The organism is Paraglaciecola arctica (assembly GCF_018861065.1).
GTDB lineage: Bacteria > Pseudomonadota > Gammaproteobacteria > Enterobacterales > Alteromonadaceae > Paraglaciecola > Paraglaciecola arctica_B.
In genome coordinates this window covers 151,121-170,054 of record NZ_JAHKQO010000015.1, presented here as the reverse complement: position 1 = coordinate 170,054, position 18,934 = coordinate 151,121, and the positions used below count along the sequence as shown (strand labels likewise).

General features: G+C 38.3%; 12 protein-coding genes. 4 read left to right on the top strand and 8 right to left on the bottom strand.

The window, feature by feature from the left end; genetic code table 11:
* Positions 1-16: 16 nt before the first annotated feature.
* Entirely contained in the window at positions 17-373 is a 357-nt protein-coding gene (locus tag KO534_RS05435; RefSeq protein ID WP_215928167.1) for a rhodanese-like domain-containing protein, read from the top strand.
* Positions 374-440: 67 nt separating this feature from the next.
* Here the strand turns inward: KO534_RS05435 and KO534_RS05430 are convergent, their stop codons facing one another.
* Together KO534_RS05430 and KO534_RS05425 are read right to left on the bottom strand one after the other, a co-directional pair.
* Positions 441-2,405, bottom strand: a complete 1,965-nt coding sequence (locus KO534_RS05430; protein WP_215928165.1) for an LTA synthase family protein — start codon at positions 2,403-2,405, stop codon at positions 441-443.
* Between the two features lie 118 nt (positions 2,406-2,523).
* Positions 2,524-3,522, bottom strand: coding sequence for a sodium:calcium antiporter (locus KO534_RS05425; protein WP_215928163.1), 999 nt, complete (start codon positions 3,520-3,522; stop codon positions 2,524-2,526).
* 481 nt (positions 3,523-4,003) lie between these two features.
* Here KO534_RS05425 and KO534_RS05420 point away from each other — a divergent pair, with 481 nt between their 5' ends.
* Together KO534_RS05420 and KO534_RS05415 are read left to right on the top strand one after the other, a co-directional pair.
* A complete protein-coding gene (locus KO534_RS05420; RefSeq protein ID WP_215928161.1) occupies positions 4,004-4,525 on the top strand; it encodes a GNAT family N-acetyltransferase in 522 nt (173 codons plus the stop codon).
* 20 nt (positions 4,526-4,545) lie between these two features.
* Positions 4,546-4,824 carry a hypothetical protein gene (locus KO534_RS05415; RefSeq protein WP_215928159.1) on the top strand — a complete coding sequence of 93 codons (279 nt, stop codon included), beginning with the start codon at positions 4,546-4,548 and terminating at the stop codon, positions 4,822-4,824.
* 302 nt (positions 4,825-5,126) lie between these two features.
* Here KO534_RS05415 and corA read toward each other — a convergent pair whose 3' ends face one another.
* On the bottom strand, positions 5,127-6,194 hold the full coding sequence (gene corA, locus KO534_RS05410) for a magnesium/cobalt transporter CorA (RefSeq protein WP_215928156.1): 1,068 nt from the start codon (positions 6,192-6,194) through the stop codon (positions 5,127-5,129).
* Between the two features lie 384 nt (positions 6,195-6,578).
* Here corA and KO534_RS05405 point away from each other — a divergent pair, with 384 nt between their 5' ends.
* On the top strand, positions 6,579-12,980 hold the full coding sequence (locus KO534_RS05405) for an NACHT domain-containing protein (protein WP_215928154.1): 6,402 nt from the start codon (positions 6,579-6,581) through the stop codon (positions 12,978-12,980).
* Between the two features lie 1,003 nt (positions 12,981-13,983).
* On the opposite strand, the gene KO534_RS05400 is transcribed toward KO534_RS05405, so the two are convergent.
* From KO534_RS05400 to KO534_RS05380, 5 genes are all read right to left on the bottom strand, one after another.
* Entirely contained in the window at positions 13,984-14,649 is a 666-nt protein-coding gene (locus tag KO534_RS05400) for a hypothetical protein (protein WP_215928152.1), read from the bottom strand.
* Positions 14,650-14,885: 236 nt separating this feature from the next.
* Positions 14,886-15,947, bottom strand: coding sequence for a DUF2169 family type VI secretion system accessory protein (locus tag KO534_RS05395; protein ID WP_215928149.1), 1,062 nt, complete (start codon positions 15,945-15,947; stop codon positions 14,886-14,888).
* Positions 15,948-15,986: 39 nt separating this feature from the next.
* The gene (locus tag KO534_RS05390) at positions 15,987-17,348 is read right to left on the bottom strand and encodes a hypothetical protein (RefSeq protein ID WP_215928148.1); all 1,362 of its coding nucleotides are present in this window, start codon (positions 17,346-17,348) and stop codon (positions 15,987-15,989) included.
* Positions 17,349-17,526: 178 nt separating this feature from the next.
* On the bottom strand, positions 17,527-18,291 hold the full coding sequence (locus KO534_RS05385; RefSeq protein ID WP_215928147.1) for an Imm49 family immunity protein: 765 nt from the start codon (positions 18,289-18,291) through the stop codon (positions 17,527-17,529).
* Positions 18,292-18,320: 29 nt separating this feature from the next.
* Positions 18,321-18,899, bottom strand: coding sequence for an imm11 family protein (locus KO534_RS05380; protein ID WP_215928146.1), 579 nt, complete (start codon positions 18,897-18,899; stop codon positions 18,321-18,323).
* Positions 18,900-18,934: the final 35 nt, after the last annotated feature.

Here is an 18,934-nt window from a genome sequence, read left to right as displayed (position 1 = left end):
GATTAAGGAATTTACCATGCTGACAACTCTTCCATCATTGCTACAGCAAGCATCACAAAACGTGCAACTAGTCACAGCGAAACAGGCGGCTCAAGAAATGAGCCAAAACCATGGGTTGCTGATAGATGTTCGGGAGCCTGCTGAGCACGCTGCGTCGCCGGCAGTTGGTGCTATCAATATACCTCGAGGGGTATTGGAAATGAAAATGTTAGAGATAGAAAAACAAGCTGAGCGCCCAATATACTTGCATTGTGCGTCATCTTTGCGAGCGGTACTAGCGGCTGAACAATTGGCGAGAGTTGGTTATACAGATGTCAGTGTTATCAGCTGCAAAATGGACGAAGTGCATAAAATTCATCAATATAGTGAGTAGCTCTATGAAACACCGCACCGACCCTTTTGTTAATGACTATGTATCATCTTTGGTTAAAACTCAGATTTTATTCGAACCGATACCAGGTATTTTCATAGGCTAAACTCCCCCATAGTGCATGAGCCAATGCGGTATCTGACAACTCAAGGTTTAACGGTTTAGGGACCAGCGTTTTTTGCCTGAAGTCATAAGTAAAATTCAAAGCTGGTTTCAGCGGTTGAAGTATTGTTACTTCATCCGCTTTCATATATGCAAAGTTATCAGCATATTGCATCATCGCTCGCCCCGGCGCTTTTGTATTACTAAGGTCGTGTCCCAACATTGGAGATTGATTAGTGATCCCAATTTGTGAAAGTAGTGTGGGTGCTAGATCCATTTGACTAACCACCCTGTTATCAATGAACCCCGTCTTCGATGAATTAAGAATAACGCCTGGTATATGAAAATTTTTTATTGGCACAAGATCACTACCCAATGCTCTTGCATCATGATCAGCCACTATTAAAAATACTGTGTCATTCCAGTAGGAGCGAGTTCTAGCGGTATCAATAAACTGTCCTAGGGCGTGATCAGCATATTTAACCGCTTTATGCCGCATCCGCTCTTTTTCATCGTAGAGTGATAATTGCTCTTTTGAATATTCAATAGGGCTTACCATTCCATCGGGAATTTCAAATGGGTCATGATTGCTAGAAGAAAATATGAAACTAAAAAACGGTTTGTTTTGATTATGAAGTTCAGTTAATTCAATATCTGCTTGTCTAAATAGATCACCATCACTGACCCCCCAAGATGCAATAAATTGCGGGTTGATAATGTCGTTGAAATCAACAATATCGATAAAGCCGTTACCTAGGAAAAAACTCTTCATATTGTCAAAATGGCTCTCACCACCATAGATAAATTGAGTCGTATAGCCGTGCTTCTTTAATAGATTAGCAATGGTAAAAAAGTGACGCTGTGATTTATCTAGCTTGACCACCGCCCTTGCTGGTGTCGGGGTAAAGCCGGTAATAACAGCCTCGATACCTCGAACAGAACGGGTACCTGTTGCAAACAATCTTTTGAATGCCCAACCTTCATTATTCATCTTATCAAGTTGTGGGGTGAGTGGCAGGCCGCCTAAAGATCCCACAAATTGGGCGCCTAAGCTTTCCTCTAAAATAATGACCAAATTTTTAGGCTTTCCTTGATAAGCCGGTTGGCGAGTAGTCAACGAAGGTTGAGATGTATCTATAAATGAATCTAGCGCTAATCCTGTTTCGCCGCGAATAAGTGAAATGACTTTTTGTTCATCCATTTTGCCATAAAGTTTTGCGGAGTTTTTTTCATTACTTAATTGTTTATAGGCATGGACAACACTATAGATTGAATTTAAGGCTAAAGAATTAACCAGAGGGTCGGTTGAAAAATACACCAGGGATGGGTTGATTGGCCTATGTGCAATTGTACCTCGTGCACTAAACATGAGAATAAATAACATCAAAGCACATGATAACAAAGACGCTATTGGAGTAGGGGAGACCTCACTTTTTTTTAAACTAACAGTACCGCTCAATAGCGGTTTTATTAGGAAAATTGCCATAATGAGTGTGATCAGTACGCTGACCAATGTTAAGGAGTGTCCGTTGATTAACATCTTCATCACTTCATTTGGGTATTCTAAATACTCAATGAACAATCTATTTGGACGGAAGCCATATTCGATAATGAACGCAGGTGTGGCAAGTTCAAAAAAAATCACTGCAATTAAAATAGCGAAAAATATAACCTTTAGTATCCTGAGCCAATGATTCTGGTATTGAGTCAACATCAACCAAGGATGCAAGATGGCAGGTAAAATCAATACGTATCCCAAGGTACTCAAGTCTATTCTTAACCCGCTTAACAAAAGCGCACTCAATACCTGTGTATCCTCGATGTGTTCAAACTGCCAAACCGCTAAACCCACCCTAGAAACGAGCAAGATAGAAATTAACAATAAAGAAAATAAAACAAAGGGACGAACTAAATTCAGGACTGCAGTAATCATGGTTATTAAGCTCAAATACAACATAGATTTGAGCTTAATAAATGAAACTTAAGAAGGACTTAACTCGACTTAATTGGAAGCAATTGTATTTCTAAAGGTGATTTGGGGAGAATAAATATCAAATAACTAAGTTATCAAATCCCATCCAAATGATAAATGCACAGTACGCCAACAATAGAATTTTACCGTTATTGTTGGTTAGTTTAGAGCCGTTGCGTGCTACAACTAGAAAAAAGACAGTGGCGCCAAGTAGGAACACAAGCATTGGAAGTACATTAGGAAAACTAAATACCACCGTTCCTGTGACTAATACTCCAACAGGCAATACCACCAACAAGTCAAAAACATTGCTACCGAAAGCATTCGTTAGGCTGGCTGCATTGACTTTTCGTTTTGCCGCTTTAACACTGACAAATAAATCCGGAATACTGGTAGCTGCGGCCAATATAGTCGCCCCCCAAAAGTAACTTGGTGTGTCGAACATTTCGCCAAGTTTTATCACCATTTGTATCAAAACCTCTACAGATATAGTCACCAGCATCATTGAGATTAGTAATTTTGCCCAACTCTTTAGTAGTGGGATGTCGCGATTCTTTTTGTCTGTTTTGTGGTCGCTAACTTCTTGGTATTGGATATATATGTAGAGCACGTAGAACAGCAGCGGCAGGAACATCATTGAAGTGCTAAGTGTTGCGCTCATAGGCGTGTTCGGTAATGGGTTGTAAATCAGTGCTAACGATAAAGTTAACATGATGATTAATACACTGATTAAATAAAACTGTGCTTCTCTGTAAATAAGGTCGCGTCCAGCTTTGAGCGGGCCTTTACGAAACAAAACTGACATTCCTGGGATGACCAATATATTAAAAACCGCTGAACCAATAATGGTCGCCAAACCCAATTCAAAGTCTCCGTGAATTCCCGCTGCGAGAATAATAGTCACCAACTCGGGAAAGCTTGAACTAATCGCCATCACTGTTGAGCCTTTGACTGAGTCAGGTAGTCCGTAATAAAGGGCTAGTTCGTGGCATGCGTCTTCAAGATAGTTGCAAGCCTTCCACACTATGGCTGCAGCAATAGTCATAACAAATAATAGATAAGCAAGTTCTAAAAACACAATAATCCTTAAGTATTGAATTCTATCTTTGACAAGGGCAACAATTCTTATTGAACGGCAGCGAAGGTTACTATTTTCGTCACTTTTCGGGTAAACCTCAAATTGGTAGTCATGCTATTCACCTGTAAACATTTGTATCAAGCAAAGTCTATTCCAAACCAATTTCTATTTGGTTTATATAGGTATGCAAATTATTAGAAAAAGTTCATTTGAAGCCGCTAATAGACATAAATTATCGTTCTGTCATTTAAGGGGCGAAAGACACCTTGATTATCCCTAGGGCAATTGGACCTACGTTACCCTGCAATTGGTATTTGTGGCACTAAGTGTGACTGAATAAAGTTTGATGCAGGTCAAGCTCTTAGATTTACTTCTACTTATACTGAAGATTACTAAAACGAGATGTTTGGCATTGGGTGTTTAACTATCTCGGTTGTTTATAAAGGTGTGTGTTACTTAGCCAAATGTTGGGAATGATTATATGCAAGCACAACAGACTCAAAGTTCTACTGTCCAATTAGCTGGAAAAACGATAACAATTCGCCCAATTAATCTGCAAGACATGACTTTAGAGCAGGATTTTATCGATCACCTATCCCCAGAGACTAAACATTATCGCTTTTTTGGGGCAATAAATCATGTATCTGACACCGTGTTGAAAAGCCTATGTGATATAGATGGAAAAAATTCAATGGCTTTTATTGCCACTGAAAATAGTAATGGTAAGGAGATTGAAATTGGAGTTTGCCGTTATGTGTTTAGTGAAAATCCGGATGTTCATGAGATGGCGCTTACAATAGCAGATGCCTGGCAACATAAAGGTTTAGGGAAGTTGCTTATGACTCATTTAATGTCATATGCCAAAAGTCATGGAATACAGACATTATATGCTGTTGAACTGGCTGAAAACCCTCAAATGCATGCATTGTCAAAAGAACTAGGAATGTTAGCAAAAAGGGACCCTGATGACTGCCACCAAGTGATTTATTCATTAGCACTTTAATATCAATCTGAGGCGAATATATGAAAAATGAAATAGCTGAAAACGCAAAACATGAAGTCGAAAAAATTCTAGAACAAGTTAAACAAGAAAGAGACGAAATTGTACTTAAGGCACATTTGTTAAAAGCCGATGCAAAAGATGAATGGCACAAGGTTGATAAACAATGGGAGCATTTCAAGTCTAAAGCAGGGCAGGTAGGAAAAGAGGCAAAGGGAGCATCTGGAGATGTATCTGCAGCAGCAAAACTATTAGGTGAAGAAATCATGAAAAGTTTTCAACGCATTCGTAAATCTCTTTAAGTTTGAAACTGCTAGATAACACTTCTTTAGATACTCATTACCGCCACTAGTAAAGAAAGCTCATAGCGTTTCTATAACTATATGCAGAAGTAGTGGTTTAAATGGACAGGTAACTCCTCCCCAGTAGGGAGTTAGCCGGGCACAGTGAGGGTAATGCCTTGATAGCTTATTTATAGGCAGTTCTTTTATAGATAAATCTTGTTTGGAGTAGGGGATTTCGATACTGTTTTATTGGCTACAATATATAGTTACTTTTGAGTCAATTTTAATGAGAAATAAAACAACAGATCAGGTCATCCATATCATATCCATTTATGCTTTCTAAACAATGCTAGCATGCCGCAAATCATTACTACTATGACACACCAAACTGCGATATAACCATATTTCCACTGAGTTTCTGGCATATTAAATGAGCTGATTTGTGAGTCAAAATTCATTCCATATACTCCTACAATAAAAGTAGGAGGAATGAAAATTGTAGCGATAATGGTCAACACTTTCATAACATCATTTAGCTTCAGGCTGACGCTGGTCATATACAGATCCATCAAGCCCGATGTCATTTCATGATAGGTTTCGAGTAGCTCCATAATCGCGATGACATGGTCGTGACAATCTCGGATATGCAGCTTGGTTTCGGACGAAATTTGGGTGTTTTCGTCATTACGTAATATTTCATTTATCACTTCGCGTTGAGGCCAAATACGCCTTTTTAGTAGCAATAATTCCCGGCGTAATTTATGAATTTGGTTCAATACATTAGCGTCAGACTTTTCTAACAATTCATCTTCAATAGACTCAATACGTTCAGAATAATACTCTAATAATGGAAAGCCATAATCGATGACACTATCAATGAGATTGTAAAACAGATAATCGGATTTACGTTGGCGTAGTTTACCGGCAACTTTTTGCAATCTAGCCATAACTTTTTGAAATGGGTTAAATCCACCCGAACAAAAAGTGACGACTGTATTTCCTATCAAGAATAGACTGACTTGCTCAATTCGAATTTGATTATCGGTATGTACAGGTAAACTTAAAATTACGAATATTTGTTCTTCATTAATTTCGACTTTAGGTCTTTGACCAGAATTCACTATGTCTTCAACGTATAAATCGTGAATATCTAAGCCCTTAGCGAGAGTAGACAAAGTCTCATGTGTTGGATCTCCTTGTACATGTATCCAGGATACATTTGGGCTGTCAATAAATGGTCGGCAATCATGAACGCTAATATTATTATTTACAGTAATACTTGTTGCATCGTAATAGAGCAAATCAACTGAAAAAATATCACTTTCTGGCTCAGCTAATTCTCCAGGACGGGTACCAGGCTGATGATAGCGTTTATGAAAAAGTTTCATTCAAATCCTTAAAACATCATGTCACTAATTACAGAGTATGATGCAGCGCAAACTAAATTGTTTCAATCACGCTGTAACAGTTAACTTTTTAGTTATGGAATATTAGGTATGTTTTTAAAACGAGACTAACAACAAAGCCAGTTATTTAGTCATGATGATTTACATTCAATAATTAAACACTGTACCTTTTTCGCTACAATGATTAAGGTAAATAATTGTGTCTTCATCTTATTACGGCTTTCGACCCAAAGCGGACGTTGACCTTTCATAGAGACTTTCCTTAATTTAGTTGGAGTATGAGCAATTAATAGACGTTCAGTAGACAAGGTAAGAGCCTCACGTGATGGTCATGAATTTCATGAAAACTGGGCAGCGCGCAGGGCGTTGCAATTATTATGGCCGCAAGATGATCTTATCGGTATAGCCATAGAAGGTTTACACCCAGCCGACCAAAAAAATGCCGCCACTGAAACCGTAGAAATTGCCGATGCCACTATGTACTACGGTAAAAGGCCGACGTTTAAAGGATCAGGCAAGGTTGTAATAGTTCAACTCAAATACTCAATTAGCGATGAGCGCACCCCCTTTCGCAACAGCCATGCTAAAAAAACCATCATAAAATTTTCTACTGCATACAAAGACCATATAAATATGCATGGCGTCAATGAAACCAATAAAAAGCTAGAATTTGAGTTAGTAACTAATAGACCCATATACCCTGCTTTAGAGGATGCGGTTCGATTTATAGCCGAAGGAAAACCTTTAATAGGCGAAAATAAAAAGCAAGCGGATCAATTTACAATGGCATGCGGTCTTAAGGGCAAAGAACTTAAGGATTTTGCTAAAAGAGTATCTTTTTCTGGTTTCTCTGGAAGTTTAGAAGATAACAAGCGTAGTCTATCAAAAACTTTGGCCGATTGGTCAGCTGGTCGTGATCCTATGTCACGTGCTTATCTAGAAGGCATGAAACAGTTGCTAAGAGATAAAGCAGGAACTGAAGGAGAAAGAAATAATGTTATAAAACTTGTCGATGTTTTAGATCGTCTAGAAGTGAATAAAGAAGATCTTTTTCCATGCCCAGAGAGCTTTCCTGAAGTTGGGCAGATAGTAAAACGAGAGCAATTAGCAAACGCTATCAAACTTATAGATAAAACTCGCGATCCATTTTTGATACATGCCGCTGGCGGTGTTGGGAAAACTGTTTTTTTACAAAGCATTACTGAACACTATTCGAAGGATCATGAAGTTGTTCTATTTGATTGCTTCGGTGGTGGTGCATACAGAGCACCTGAAGATGCTCGTCATCTCCCTAAACGAGCTTTTACTCATATCGTAAACAGACTAGCCCAAAAGGGTTTGTGTGATCCCCTGATACCAATACATAACAATACAGAAGATCTAATCAAAACCTTCCGAAGCAGGCTTGAGCAAGCAGCTAATACTTTGCAAAGAGTATCTTCGGATAAAAAGCTAATGCTGTTTATTGATGCAATAGACAATGCCGCCGAGTTCGCACAAGAAAAAAATGAAGTTTGCTTTTCTAAAGAGCTACTGAGGAGTATTGAGTACAATCAAAGTATCCCAAACGTAACATTAGTTTTGAGTTGCAGAACAGAGCGCAGGGAAATAGCTAAAAAGGATCTTACTTGCGAAGAGTATAAGTTAAACCCCTTCTCCATTAAAGAAACTAAAATCTACCTAAAAAAGAGAGTAAAAAACCTTACCTCCACAGAAATTGAAGTTGCTCAAGCAAGGTCAGCTGGAAATCCTAGAGTTCTAGATCATTTAGCATTAACCGATAGAGGATTATTAGATCAATCCGAGATAAACAAAACGATTGAACTGGATGAACTGCTTAAAACTCGCATCGAGAAAGCTTTAAAGGAGGCATTAGGACGAGGATATAGAAAGGCCGATATAAATTCATTTTTTGCCGGCTTATCGGTTCTTCCTCCTCCTGTGCCAATCAATGAATATGCGATTGCTCAGGATATGGATGTGAGTGCAATAGAGAGTTTTATAGCAGATTTAGCGCCACTACTTGAGAGAACTAAGCATGGTATTTGGTTTCGTGATGAACCAACAGAAACATTAATAAGAAAAACTTATGCTTCAAATGAACAAGCCCTTAAAAAGGTATCTGAAAATCTATATAAACAACAAGGTGTTTCAGTATATGCCGCACGTTCTTTACCTGGCTTATTACAAAAGCGGGGGGATGGTGAAAAGCTATTTGAGTTAGCCTTTGATGAACGCTTTCCTATAGAAATTACAAGTACTGTTGGTAAGCAAGCCATTCGCCACGCAAGACTAAAAGCAGCGGTGTCTTATGCTACCCATACCGAAAACTATAATCAAATTGTTCGTTTGTCTGTTGAACTTTCTACTATTGAGGCTGGAAATAAAAGGGGGGCTGATTATATTTTAAATAATCCCGATTTGATCATTGCAGCTCAAGATACCGATGCAACAAGACGACTATTTGAAATTCGTACTCCATGGCAAGGTACCAGGCATGCAAGGCTTGCAATTGCGCATGTGCTATCAGGTGATTCAAGTGAAGCATACCGTCACGCCCTAACTGCTAATGAGTGGATCAATCACTTCGCTAAACAAGATGATGAATATAAAAGAGACCGTAGCGGACAAGAAAGAATAGATGTTGCGGCAATTCCGTTATGCATTTTATCACAAGGCGAAATCGAAACCGCTATTGGCTGGATGAGAAGATGGAAGTCTTGGTATGCTTATGAAGTTTCAGAATATATTTTCTCATTCATTTATCAATCAAAGCTTTTGTCTTCCAATCTGGTAATCGACGTAGATGAGTTATTAAAAGGTTTAACAGATGATATCGGTGTTATTACAGGAGCCTTATCTTTTCATGAATGTTCGGGTGATGATCAAAAGGAATTAATTAAAAAGCTTGCTAAGGCGTGTAATAAAAATAGTTCTATAAAAACAGGGAACAACTTTCATCGACATCGCGATTACGTTATTCAAGACGGTTTGTTTAAAGCTGGGTCTATAGCTTTGTCAATGGGCTTAAAATCAGAGGCATTATCGATTTGCGGAGCCATAAAGACTGAAGTTCCTAGACTATGGTCATTCAACGATAATTTTTCAATTCAAAATATCATCCCCTTTATTATAAATAAGGCCATAACTTCCATGGCAGAAGGGCACAATTTATCAGGGCAGGATATTTTGCCTGAAGAATTGGTAAAGCTATGGCCAACAACTGATAAAAAGATTAATGACGTTGAATTTGAAAAGTTGTTAAAAAAGGAAATCACTGAGAGGTTTAAGCAAAGCCAAAAAGAGAAAGTACAAAAAGATCATGAGCGATCATTTACTTATGATAATAAGAATAATTCTGAACGATTCTTGAACGAGCGTTTTCAGCCACTCACTGAATTATCAAAATCTTTAGCTGAATTATTATCCTCTCCCGTTGGTAAGGCGGAAACTGCTTTTCTTGATTTGGTGCGTGTATGGTCTGACGCCAGAAAAAAGAGAAGTATTTATGAACATGGTGAATTCAATAGGTTCTTCGACCAATTAGGCCAAGGATTACTTCTTTTTTCACTATGGACACGAAACGATTTATCAATTTTATCTATTACTAAGTTTTGGGAGACCCTAAGCGAAGGTAGTTTTATAGGCTCAGCTAATTTAATTCAGATTATATCAACTTTATCAAAGCAAACACTTTTTCACGAACTGGCTGGTGAAATGTCGCTAAAGGCCAGCACTATGATTGAGCAAGAAGACGATGTGGATGCGCGAGTTTCTCTTTATGCCAGTTTATCTAGAGCTATTTTACCTGCCAGTGTTGAAGAAGCAGCAGAGTATTTTAGAGCTGGTCTAGATCAAATGGATACCATTGGATCTGGTGATTATGCGTTTACTAATGAACTTTTGTTGTTTGCCGCTTCTATAAAAGGAGATGAGCTTGAAGGTAAAGATTTTCATACTTTAACCAATATCTGTGAACTCAATATAGGAGAAGAGCCTGGAAAATTTCCTTGGTATGCTTTTGCACAAGGCCTATCTAGAGTAGCCGGCTGTAACGTGTTGGCCAAACTGAGCCGGTGGGATGACCGTTCAAAAGTTTTATTTGAAGACACACTTCTACCATGCCTCCTAGCTTTATTGAATGATGATAAAATAGATGCTGATATAGCATTACCTCTGTTAAGGCTTTGTGATCCTTCTGAATCATACGGCTGTCGTACATCTTACTTTGCTCAAGCAATTGACAATCTTAATTTCCCTAATAAAGAGAAGCTTATTAGAGAGTTTATTACTCAATTTGAAGAAAATAACCCTAACATCCCGATGGATGATGATGTGGAAAGGTTGCGAGCAATATCTTCTAAGCTTTTGGGTGATACTGACGAGGCAACAATTCGTTTGCAGGCGCTTAGTGGAAAATTGAAGACTGTAAGGGAGCAACGTAATGAACACATGAATTACAGAGGTGCACCAGACCAGCAAGATAAAGGAAGCATAAAAAAAAGAGAGCAAGAAAACAAAAAAATAGTCATTGAACTTATCGCTGACACTGATCCAATGGATGAAACAGCCATATCTAAAGCCATTGATAAACTAGATGAAATACAAACCTTTTATACTCTTGAGAGAGACTACCTTTCGGGTATACGTGCAAAAGTAAGTTTTGGTGATCGTTCTCGTTATATCCAAATCATATCCAAACTTGAAAATTTATTTTACCGCAGAAAGATTAAAGAACTAAAGGCGTGTAAAGATAACTGGTGTAAGTCTTCCAAAGCTTTGAACACTTCATTTAGTAATATTGCTAACATTTTTTTTCAGCGACATTCAAGTGAGCTAATTAGCTCTGATAGCTTACCTACTTCAAACTTAGAGGAAATTTCAGATCTTTGCGATATACCGATCACAACGTTGGCAACACGGTTAATAAATGAATATTCTGGCTCTGATATTTATGTTCCTGCCGCAGTATGGATGTCTTTAGCTTCGATTATTTGCGAAAAGTCTGATGATGGTGAAGGCCAAAAAGCCTTAGTGCGCTTGCTCAACAGTAGTGCTGCTAAACTATCTTTGAATGTAGAGGATGGGGAGTGGGAAAAAACTATGTATCCATCAGAAGGTACAACTAAGATAGCAGCAAGTTTGGTATGGCTAAAATTAGGCGCTCCGTTAGCCGCAGACAGGTGGAGAGCGGCTCACAGTATTCGACGTTTTGCAAAACTAGAAAGATGGGATGTCATTGATATACTCGTTTCTAAAATATTTTTAGATAACGCACATCCTTTTCAAGCACCAGAGTTAGTCTTTTATCAGTTACATGCACGTCTGTGGCTATTAATTGCTTTAGCTAGAGTAGCCATCGATTATCCAAAGAAGCTAACAAAACACGCAGACATATTTAAGGAAATTGCTTTAGATGAAGATTTACCGCACGTCCTACTACAACACTTCGCTGTCAGTATAATCCAAACATGCATTAGCAAAGGTAATCTTAAACTTTCTGTGCAAGATGAGCAGGATATAAAAGCTGTCAACCAATCTCCACATCCTCGTTTGAAAAATAAAGTAAGAAAGTTCAGAAAATCTGGATTATATGATGCACGACCAGACACTGCACCAGAAGCTCAGGCAGAATTTTCTTTAGAATATGACTTCAACAAATATGACGTTCAGTATTTAAGCGATGTATTTGGCAAACATGGCTGGGAGATGAGCGACATCATTACAAAATGGGCTAGAAAGTTCGACGATAGCATAGATGGCATGTACGAAAGTGGCGGCAGGAATAGAAGCTTTGGTAGACGACAAACAAAAGGAATTACTTCCAGCTACCATACATATGGTGAACAGTTGGGCTGGAATTCCTTATTCTTAGCTGCTGGAGATATTCTTACTGAATCCCCTGTCACAAACGATTCATATGATGATGACCCTTGGCCTAATTGGATGAGCCGTGGAATGCTAACTCGAAAAGATGGGTTATGGTTATCAGATGGAGTAGATGTCCCCCCCCTCGACACTAAAATAAATCTATTTGAAAAGGGTGAGAAAGAACTCGTTATTACAGGTAACCAGAACACCATACTAAGTCTTATTGGACTTAATTCACTGAAGGTAAAAGATAATATAATTGTTGAGGGGAACTGGCATTCTTCTGATGGTATTAGTATTTACATATCCTCTGCACTAGTACCATCAGAGCAAACTAAACAATTAGCAACGAAGCTATCTAAAGAAGACCCTTTTCAAGCTTGGTTGCCAACTTATCAAGTGGGAGAGGAGGAAGAGGAATACATAAATAGTCAAAAAGAAAGTTATGAGGCGTGGCTTGTTTGCCCTAGTACAGAAAGTAAAATAGACGAAAGCGATACCTTAGGAGCTAGGTGTGCCATGGATCGCCCATACTTTACAAAAGAAATAACTAAAAGGTTCACGCTTGAAACAGGTGATCCCTTCAAAAGACAGTGGAATACGAGTGATGGTGATATTGCGGCAATTGCAGAAGCTTGGAGATACACAAGAGAGCATGACGAAGGAACATCTATCAATGGCCTACGACTAAAATGTTCAAAGGATTTTTTGAAAGATGTCCTAACTCAAAAGAATATGGATTTAATAATATTTATTAAACTACAGCGTTATGAGCAAAGTAATGGGAATACAGGTAGCCGCTATACACACACTACAGCCGTCGTAACCATTCAAGAAAATTCTGTTGTTGAGTTTTACGAAGGACATATAAACCAACTTCATAAATCTAAATTTTAATGTCCGATTAGGGCGTTTACCAGCATAACCTGTCAATACTTACTAATAGGGCTTTCAACCAGCGATCTGTTGGTCGCCATCCACTGCGACCAGTTGATCAACAGGTGAGGGTGTCGATTCGTAACGAAATCAAATTGGTACATGCAAATATAGCTAAAATTAGCTGCTGTACCGTTTGCAACTGTTTTATACATTACGACCCAGTTTCCCTTGTTCATTGGCCAAATTGGCTGTTTCGTTGCCTCATTTCTGCTAGGGTCGGCACCCACAATCGTTCCATCAATAATCATAATTCGTTTCCTAAGTCAGTTGGCTATTTGATACCAAACGAAGTTTATATAACAATTTAGCCGAGTAGGGTGAGCTGTTCTGCACTAACTTGAGTAACATGCAAAACGGTCACCCCACAAACCATTGCGGCACCTAGTGGCAAAACCGCACCAGAACAACACATAGTTGAATTATACGGTCATCCAGAGGGCCCATTCAGAATTACAGGCTCTACTAGTTATGACGCCACACATATCAGTTTGACAGCCGACTTACGTAATTCGACAGACCTGTATGTCATCACAGCCAATAACAAAGATACAAACACATTTGATACTATGGCGTCAGCGCTACAATGGCATATGTACCAGCACGTTGTTATTTTCAATATTGGAGAATATGCTAGTAGCCTTCGCCAACTGGCGATGTTTGTAAACTACACTTCGGCGATCTGTATCAAGCGTTCACAGTTTGAGACATTAACACGTGCAGTGTGATTGTTTTATGCTGCTGGTTAATGGTTAATAATACTATGGGTCGTACACTAACTATTTAATGACACGCTGTGCGAAAAATGACAATGACTACACTTAAAGTGATAAAACACTCCTAAACTAAAATATATGAGAGTTCCTATAATGTATATTATGTTAAATTGAGTGTATCATGACTATCAGGAATTCTAACTAGCAAACGATTCAGTAAATGAACTCGTTTGCTTGCCAATGCACTTCTAATTATTTTTTACGGGTGCTATTAATTTTCCGTCTTCCATGAATTTTGATAATACCTGTTTTTCAACATACTGATTTCTGGCTAACTCCTTATGGCCAGCTTTTCTACTTACCGATGTATTTGATGCCTCCCAACCTGCCATAAATGAAGCTTCGATACTGGCTTTTATTACTTCCTTGTCTCTAAAAGAAATTCGCTGCATTAAACTATGCAAGGCATCTACTTCATTTCCATAAACAATATTTCTAATGTTACTTACTGCTTCATCTCTATGCTCTATGTAAAGCTCTGACATTAAATAGTCTAAGCATTCATCTACACTTTCTGAGTTAATAGACTTCATGGTGTCGCTAAGCCGTTGCCTAATAAATTCTGACACGACTATTGTTTTTCTATTATTTTTTGATCTGTATTTATAGCTTCTATAACGGGTTCTAAATACTTCTAGTTTGTCAGTGGCAATGTACAATTTTAGTAGTTTGAAGGCTTGTTTTGCTGTTTGAGCCTCTTTAACTTGAGCCCATAACAAGTGGATATGGGTAGTTAACGCTTCAGAATCCTCGATTTTAATAAAACTCTCTGATTTTAATTCAGTTAGAAAATCAAGGAGGTTTTTTCGGTACATTTGCCATTCGTAATCAATTTCCTGGTGTTTAAGCATCATTCCCAACATTAATAATATACATAAATAGGCTTCCTATAAGACTGTGATTTACCGTCTAATTTCATGATACATCATGAAATTGGTCTGTACTTAGACTTATTTATATTTATGCAATGGGTATTATAAATTGCTTATCATATCTTGGATATTTGTGAGTACTGTCAGGTTGAATCTACAATGGTAAAAACATGATGTATCATGAAACATGGTTGGCTGGGCATCTATACAAACGAATCCTATATGTCTCTTTTAGTACTTATCTTGTTTTCGTAGTCGGTAATAGTTACATCGATTGTAGATATATCATGAGAACCACGCTTTAGTACATGACTGCATCGATAGTGAAGAAACAGTAACATGTCGTCGGTATTGACTACCACAGTGTCTAACACTGTTTGTAATTTAACTTGGCTACCACTTTTGAGTTTTACTGAAATAACGGGGGCAGGCTCATCGGGTAAAGAGAATTTTAATTTTGACCAAGGTGACGCGTTGTAAACCTGCACAGGCTCGTTACCTTGAAGATAACCTGTAGCCATCAACTTTTTAGGTGCCGCATTATAAAATAAAGGGTTAAAGTCCAAGGGTAACTTTGGTGATCTGTTTTCTTCCCATTTTTTGTCATAGGTACCAGCTAATAAACGCCTTGGTAACCAATTTGGCGAGGTAAATCCAAAGCCTATAGGGGCAGGACAATCGGTATAATGACTAATGAGATGATTGGGATCTTCAATATTCGGCAACGGTGAGTTTTCAATGCAGTCTTTACTATTTTTATGATATCCCCTTCCGACGGGGTTCCTTTGTTCAAATGGATGACCATGTTTGGTCTCTACACTGGTATCCACTCCTCCAAACGCGTTCTCATAATTTAGGGGGATTTCAGTGACTATTTCCGGCTCTGAAATACGCATACCTGCGGCACCCTTTTGCCAGACTCGATTACCAAAAATACGTGCAACTTGGATGTTATCCCCTACCCTGAAACCACAATCAAATTCGGTGATATTTTGTTTTGGTGCACGTGCTGTAGCAATAAGAACGATATCGGTATTTTGCTTAAAAGGCACACACTCTGGTTCATATTTGTAGCTACTAGTTTCTGGTGGGCCGTATTGTTCGCCAGCAAGTACAGGAGCAATTTGTTCCTTCATTGGTATAACAGGGCCGATACTATCAGGTTGAATTCTAAATGCTGCTTTAACCAAACCTACAAATAAGGGGCGCATTTCTTCATCCTGAAGAAATAAAGGCTCAAAATGAAAGGTTGTAGCATTGTTAACTCTGGGGTGACCCATTGAATATTCCTGTTGCTGATTAGATTCGTTGTGATGTGTTTATTGTATGTTTCCAGATAGATAAAATTGACCTGGTGTAAAATTGTTTTCAACAGTTGTAGCCCATTGATAAAGGGCGAGAATTGATTTTTGCTGCGCTTGTATAAGCTCCTCAGTAGAAAAAAAGTGTTTGGCGTTATAGCGTATTGTTAATTCTTGGTAAGTTAATTCACGTATTTCATTATCAACAAATTCAAAGCTCAGCGTTTTAACTAACGCAACCGGAGAGATTGGCACCCCTAACCGATACCGCGTACCACTAATATATTGGGTATGGTTTTGTTTCCACCAATCTAGCCAAGTTTCGAGAGAAAGTGATATTTGTTCAATCGTTTCACCAAAAGCACGACCGTCAGTTCTTTGAGGCATTTTACCTTGTTCAAACTCTTCAATTTCTTCATCAAACAAATCTGCTTTGTCCCAGCTTTCTTCTTGAAAAACATTGTCTATCAAGCGTGTGCCAGTAATCATAAAAAGTGCTTTGGCGGCAAAGTTGGCCACAGACTCGTCTTTTAGTAATTTGATTAACTCAGGAATATGGTCTGCCAAGCCACTTATAGCTAAACACTTTATGTTGTTTTCGTTCCAGTTTGAGGCCGTGTTTGTTTCAATTAGATTGCTAAAGAATGTGGCTGGTGCTCCTAATGCAAAACTTAGTAGTGGTGCGTTTTTTTGCTTAACTTTCGCAAGCGTCTGCTCAACTACTGACTTTCGTCCTAAACGTAAAAGAACCAATACGGCAGCGCTCTTTTCTTTCTTTGAGCCGTTAAGGATAAAATGTGTTAACAGTGCATCAGTATCTAAATCGGAGTAATAATAAATCCCTTGTATACAAGGCGAAACATCGGCTTGTTCATTGGTAACGATACTGTTGTACAACTGCTTGAACGCTAGGTTTGCAGGCATTTGTTGATGTTTAATTAACACAGGGATAAATAGCAACAGTAATACCGGTTGCTGATCAAGCACCTTTTGCAATAATTCACCACACCAGTCTACTGGCATTCTATGCAATAACGCTAACTGAATAGCCTGCTGTACTTCAACGTCTTCTAAATCAAAGTTATCTAATTCACTTAGAAACTTATTACGGTTATTGCGTAAACACCAAAGACTTAGCAGGGTATAGATTGCTCCTACATCGCCCTCTAAAGCAATTTGTTGCGAAATTGATAATGCTCGTTCCGCTCCAATGATTAACCCGTCAAGATGGGCATCTAAGGTTTGTTCTTCAGAAAAAAAGGAAAACCATGACAAATCAGCATCGAGCATCAACGCCAATCGTTGCTCATATAGAAATGACGCCTCTTCAACGTGCTCTTCATAGATTTCATTAATAAATTGCCGGTAGCTGGTAACCATAGATCTTATCTCACTTAACTAATCAGCAACCAATTGACGGTAGCAACAACGATGAATATCAAGGCAATTCGCAACCACGTTTTGCGAGCTAGGTCTTTTTCGGGCTTGTTATAGTTCACAGCAACCAAAATTATAAAGATGGCAGCAATAGCGTATAATATCATAACTGCGTTCATTGCTATTCTCCGGAGAAAGGAATGGTCATAGCAACTAAGCTATTTGCAGGGCAAAATTGGTAGTGGGTAGTGGTATCAATTCCGTGGATTTTGGCAAGGTTTATGAGTGCTAGCCCTTCGATAAAAACCTTTCGATGCGCTAGTACTTCTGGCGTATCCAACTGCCCGCGTTTTTCATTTTTTAGTATCAACTCTTCTTGTTCTACAATGAGCTCTTCAAATGCTTCTTCAAAATCACTTTGGCTTTTTTGAATAATCGCACGTATCAAATCGGTCTTAGTACTTTCACCTGTTAGCTCTTGGTATTGATCACAGAGTGTTTCTATTTGTGGATCGCTTAGATGTTGTAAAACCAAATGATGTAGTAATTGCGAATAACAAAAGTCTTCTTGGTACTCCATCGTTTTTTGAAACTCAGCAGGTGAAAGTTGAGCTATTTGTTTCGCCAAATTAAAATCTTGTGCCGCAACTGCACTCAAAAAGCCCTGAATTCGACCTGAACATTGATGATAAACTTTTGTTTTTTGCGCATCTAATAGTTCAGACAAAAACCGCTTTCTAATTAAGGCTGCTCTAATTAAGTTGTGGTAAAAGCCGTTACTGTCTCCTCGCACTAGCAACACCATAATGGCTAACGCTTGAGTTTGCTGGATTAATTGATTAACCAAATCACCTTTCTCATGTTGCGGCATGTCAGGGTTATCAAGCCCTTGTTGAAAAAATGCAATCTCATAAGAAAGTGCCTCACCCGCTTGTTCAAAATCCATATGTTTACCTAATAAAAATAGCTACTTTATCAACTACTGTAATCAGAAATATCTTGCCAATATATGCCAGTAAAACCGTTATCATCGATTTCTTTTGCTAATGATTGACTAACGCAAATAGCATTGTACAAACCTTTAATTCGAAAAATTTGTATTTCCTGTGGAATACTTTCATCCAATAACGTTAGGTCTTCGACGGATTCATACATTTCATCATTTAAATCGTCTATTTCTAACTCTGTTTGTGTTTTATCGATTGCATCAATGACCTCGGTTGAGTGCAATAAATAGTACTGTTCGAGTACCCTCCCCTTATGATCAAGCATATCTACAGGAATAAACTCAAGATTAGGAATGGTTTTGTTTTCAAGAAAGTGTTTTAGCTTAGGTGATATAGGAATGATGCTTTCTGTATTGCCGAAACTATCTAACATAAGTAAATCGTTGGGATAATCTGGATCGGCACTAAACTGAAGGTTTTCTGGCATATCACTCGCGAGAGAGTCCCCCATCAATAGAGAAAGTTTATTCTCAATGTTTAATAGGTCATCCGGTACGTATGCATTGGGCACATCGTCAAAATCCCATATAACAAACCTATCAGTCATATTTTACTCCTAAATTGTCTTTAATTATCATTAAG

What these genes read in the sequence shown, in the direction of transcription:
- KO534_RS05435 (WP_215928167.1), top strand. Translation starts at nt 17, where the DNA reads ATGCTGACAACTCTTCCATCATTGCTACAGCAAGCATCACAAAACGTG.
- KO534_RS05430 (WP_215928165.1), bottom strand. Translation starts at nt 2,405, where the DNA reads ATGATTACTGCAGTCCTGAATTTAGTTCGTCCCTTTGTTTTATTTTCT.
- KO534_RS05420 (WP_215928161.1), top strand. Translation starts at nt 4,004, where the DNA reads ATGCAAGCACAACAGACTCAAAGTTCTACTGTCCAATTAGCTGGAAAA.
- KO534_RS05415 (WP_215928159.1), top strand. Translation starts at nt 4,546, where the DNA reads ATGAAAAATGAAATAGCTGAAAACGCAAAACATGAAGTCGAAAAAATT.
- corA (WP_215928156.1), bottom strand. Translation starts at nt 6,194, where the DNA reads ATGAAACTTTTTCATAAACGCTATCATCAGCCTGGTACCCGTCCTGGA.
- KO534_RS05400 (WP_215928152.1), bottom strand. Translation starts at nt 14,649, where the DNA reads ATGATGCTTAAACACCAGGAAATTGATTACGAATGGCAAATGTACCGA.
- KO534_RS05395 (WP_215928149.1), bottom strand. Translation starts at nt 15,947, where the DNA reads ATGGGTCACCCCAGAGTTAACAATGCTACAACCTTTCATTTTGAGCCT.
- KO534_RS05390 (WP_215928148.1), bottom strand. Translation starts at nt 17,348, where the DNA reads ATGGTTACCAGCTACCGGCAATTTATTAATGAAATCTATGAAGAGCAC.
- KO534_RS05385 (WP_215928147.1), bottom strand. Translation starts at nt 18,291, where the DNA reads ATGGATTTTGAACAAGCGGGTGAGGCACTTTCTTATGAGATTGCATTT.
- KO534_RS05380 (WP_215928146.1), bottom strand. Translation starts at nt 18,899, where the DNA reads ATGACTGATAGGTTTGTTATATGGGATTTTGACGATGTGCCCAATGCA.